Raw genomic sequence first — 3,040 nt, 5'->3', positions numbered from 1 at the left:
AAACCCCTCATCTAATAATGAGGGGTTTTGTTTAAAGGGACACTTTTATCCTTTATATTTTCCGTTATTCTTTGGTGCTTTTTCTTTTTTGGCTTTATCTTTATGAATTTTATTGGTTGCAGCAGAACCCATTTCATGTGCAAATTCTTCATTTAATACGGCAGAATCAAAACCCTTTTTGTTTTTTTGCTGAGGGTCATTCTTTTTTGTCCGTTTAGCCATTGTGATTCCTCCTGTCTTCTTAAGGTTTCTATACTAGTTTCTTGAAGACAGAAGAATTTATGCTTGGGAGATTATGGCCAGCATGTATTAGTTCTTCCAATATTTATAAAGAGCTTGAGTACCGCTGTCTTCCTCCCCATTTTCAGCTAATTGTTCATAAAGCGACTTTGCCAATGCGAGTCCAGGCACGGGCATATCCATACGCTCAGCCTCATCTAAAGCAATTTTCATATCCTTAATAAAATGTTTTATGTAAAAACCAGGTTCAAAATTCCCTTTCAGCATCCTCGGTGCAAGATTGCTTAATGACCAGCTTCCAGCCGCTCCTGTTGTAATGCTTTTTAATACAGTTTCAGGGTCAAGCCCTGCTTTTTCTGCATAGATTACTGCCTCACAGACACCAATCATATTTGATGCAATGGCAATTTGATTACACATTTTTGTATGTTGTCCTGCCCCTGGTTTTCCTTGATAAACAATATTTGTACCCAGAAGCTGCAGAAGAGGAGATACCACTTCAAATGCTTCCTTTTCACCACCCACCATAATGGATAGCTTCGCTTCCTTTGCACCTACATCTCCGCCAGAAACAGGGGCGTCTATACTTTGAATCCCTCTTCTTTTGGCTTCTTCGTATATTTTCACTGCTAATGAAGGAGCAGAAGTCGTCATATCAATGAGGTAACTCCCTTCTCTTCCATGAGGAATTAATCCATTTTCACCAAAATACACTTCCTCGACATCCACGGGATAACCTACAATGGTGAAAATCACATTTGCCTTTTCCTTTGTTCTAGAATAAATCACTAAATGATAACCAGCGTCTAATAGATGACCGGCCATACTCTTTCCCATTACGCCAGTTCCAATAAACCCAATTACGGTGCTATCTGTATTGTGCAAATTAATCTCCCTCTCGATTGATTTTTTCTCTATTTTAGCACTATCATTTCGTTATTAGTAAAGATTTGCATAAAAAAAGACCGAAACGTCCAGTCGTCCGGTCTCCGTGCTCCATCTCCAAATTTATGCACATATTAATGATGTCCTTACTCAATAAAAAATAAACCATTATAATTCAGAAGAAAAGTTTGTTAAATAGGTTCTTCCGAATACTTCCTTATCATTAAATACTTCTATAGAGACTGCTTGATCTCTTTCAATCATATTTTTCAGCTCATAAATATGTAAATCCTTCTTTAATGGAATTGGGTCCATAAAGATATACTTCTCGCCTTTATCACTTACCTCTAAATACTCACCGTTAAGTACTTGTTCCTCACCATAAATAATTTCTCTTTTTCCAATGGCCGCAGCCAACTGATTATCATGGATCGAAACCTTTACTTTATACATCTGATGGCGTTCCAGGATCTCATTGTTTATTCGAAAGCGAAATTGCAGTTCATTATTTTTCGTTAATAATGCATCTGCATACCGATTCACAATTAACTCATTTGAGAATAATAGCCCACAGCCACTTAAAAAAGAAATACAAAAAACTCCAATAAGTAAGGCCAACATTCGATGAATTTTTCTTCGCATTCATAACACTCCCCTTTATTTTTACCATAGCCATAATTGAACGGTAATAAACGTAAAGAAAGGTTAATAAAGGAAAAAAATAAATCACATAACTAAATAGCCTTTACCATTCCCCCATCTACTAGAAAAGAACTTCCAGTCATATAGGAGTTTGCATCAGATAGAAGAAATGCAGCAACATTGGCAAACTCCTCAGGTGTTCCGTATCTCTTCAAGGGAATGCCAGCTTTTACCTGGAGTTCAACCGCTTCCCTCTCTACACCCAACTTATCGGCATTCACTTGATCTAAATGTTTAACACGGTCAGTTGCAATTCTGCCAGGAGCCAAAGTATTTATTAAAATATTATAAGGGGCTAATTCTGTTGCCAATGTTTTTGATAAACCTACTATACCTGTTCGGAATGTATTAGAAAGGATCAAACCGGGAATAGGTTCTTTAATAGAGGAGGAAGCTATATTTATTATTTTTCCCCCCTGTTGCTTTAAAAAAGGCAGTGCAGCACGAATGACACGTACATAGGATAATAAATTCAGTTCAAATGAAGTTTGCCAATCTTCGTCCGTTAGATCTTCAAACGCTCCTGCTCGCGGACCACCTGCATTATTTACTAGTAATTGTAGACCTCCAAACGTCTCATTAGTTACAGCAACTAACCGGTTAATATCATTTACGTTCGTAATATCCGCTTTTTGAAACGCCACTTTACCTTTGCCGATTGATTGAAGTTCACCAGCTTTTTGTTTTAACTTTTCTTCGTCACGGCCTGAAATCATGACGTTGACGCCTTCCTTTACGAGCCTTCCTGCGATCGCTAATCCCAGTCCTTGACTTGATGCAACAACTAAAGCTGATTTACCAAATAAATTTAGTTCCATATTTTTCCCATGCCTCCTTATTGTTCTATCTTCAGTATACAAGATTACCAAAGAAAGGTAGTGGTAGAAAACTCACAAAAAAAGGCGGAATATTTTATCCGCCTTTTTTTGTCAACATATATTTAGAATGTATGGCCAAGATCCTTTGCACGTGCAATTGCATTTTCTTTAATTTCTTGTGCTTTATCCGGCATCGCATTATGACCTTCGACGAATAAACCTTCAAGCTCATTGATACCAAAGAAGCTCATCATGACACTTAAATAACGGTGACCCATTTCCATCTGTGCCGCTGGTCCCTCAGAATAGATTCCACCACGCGCTTGGATGTGTAATGCTTTTTTGCCTGGTAAAAGCCCTACCGGCCCTTGCTCTGTATATTTAAACGTTTTACC

General features: G+C 37.8%; 5 protein-coding genes. All 5 read right to left on the bottom strand.

The window, feature by feature from the left end; translation table 11 throughout:
- Positions 1 to 45: 45 nt before the first annotated feature.
- Entirely contained in the window at positions 46 to 222 is a 177-nt protein-coding gene (locus ABES03_RS25425; RefSeq protein WP_309865416.1) for a hypothetical protein, read from the bottom strand.
- 87 nt (positions 223 to 309) lie between these two features.
- Positions 310 to 1,125, bottom strand: a complete 816-nt coding sequence (locus tag ABES03_RS25420; RefSeq protein ID WP_430121962.1) for an NAD(P)-dependent oxidoreductase — start codon at positions 1,123 to 1,125, stop codon at positions 310 to 312.
- A gap of 168 nt (positions 1,126 to 1,293) precedes the next feature.
- Positions 1,294 to 1,767 (bottom strand): hypothetical protein, encoded by a 474-nt coding sequence (locus ABES03_RS25415; protein ID WP_430121960.1) that lies wholly within the window; start codon positions 1,765 to 1,767, stop codon positions 1,294 to 1,296.
- 92 nt (positions 1,768 to 1,859) lie between these two features.
- Positions 1,860 to 2,645 carry an SDR family oxidoreductase gene (locus tag ABES03_RS25410; protein WP_430121958.1) on the bottom strand — a complete coding sequence of 262 codons (786 nt, stop codon included), beginning with the start codon at positions 2,643 to 2,645 and terminating at the stop codon, positions 1,860 to 1,862.
- Positions 2,646 to 2,767: 122 nt separating this feature from the next.
- Positions 2,768 to 3,040, bottom strand: a 273-nt coding sequence (locus tag ABES03_RS25405) for an NAD(P)H-dependent oxidoreductase (RefSeq protein WP_430121956.1), incomplete at its 5' end; no start/stop codon positions are given.

It is taken from the genome of Neobacillus rhizosphaerae (assembly GCF_050477885.1).
Taxonomy (GTDB): Bacteria; Bacillota; Bacilli; order Bacillales; family Cytobacillaceae; genus Neobacillus; species Neobacillus rhizosphaerae_A.
Note: the sequence above shows the minus strand (reverse complement) of the source record. Positions and strands in the feature narration are given on the sequence as shown.

What these genes read in the sequence shown, in the direction of transcription:
- ABES03_RS25425 (WP_309865416.1), bottom strand. Translation starts at nt 222, where the DNA reads ATGGCTAAACGGACAAAAAAGAATGACCCTCAGCAAAAAAACAAAAAG.
- ABES03_RS25410 (WP_430121958.1), bottom strand. Translation starts at nt 2,645, where the DNA reads ATGGAACTAAATTTATTTGGTAAATCAGCTTTAGTTGTTGCATCAAGT.
- ABES03_RS25415 (WP_430121960.1), bottom strand. Translation starts at nt 1,767, where the DNA reads ATGCGAAGAAAAATTCATCGAATGTTGGCCTTACTTATTGGAGTTTTT.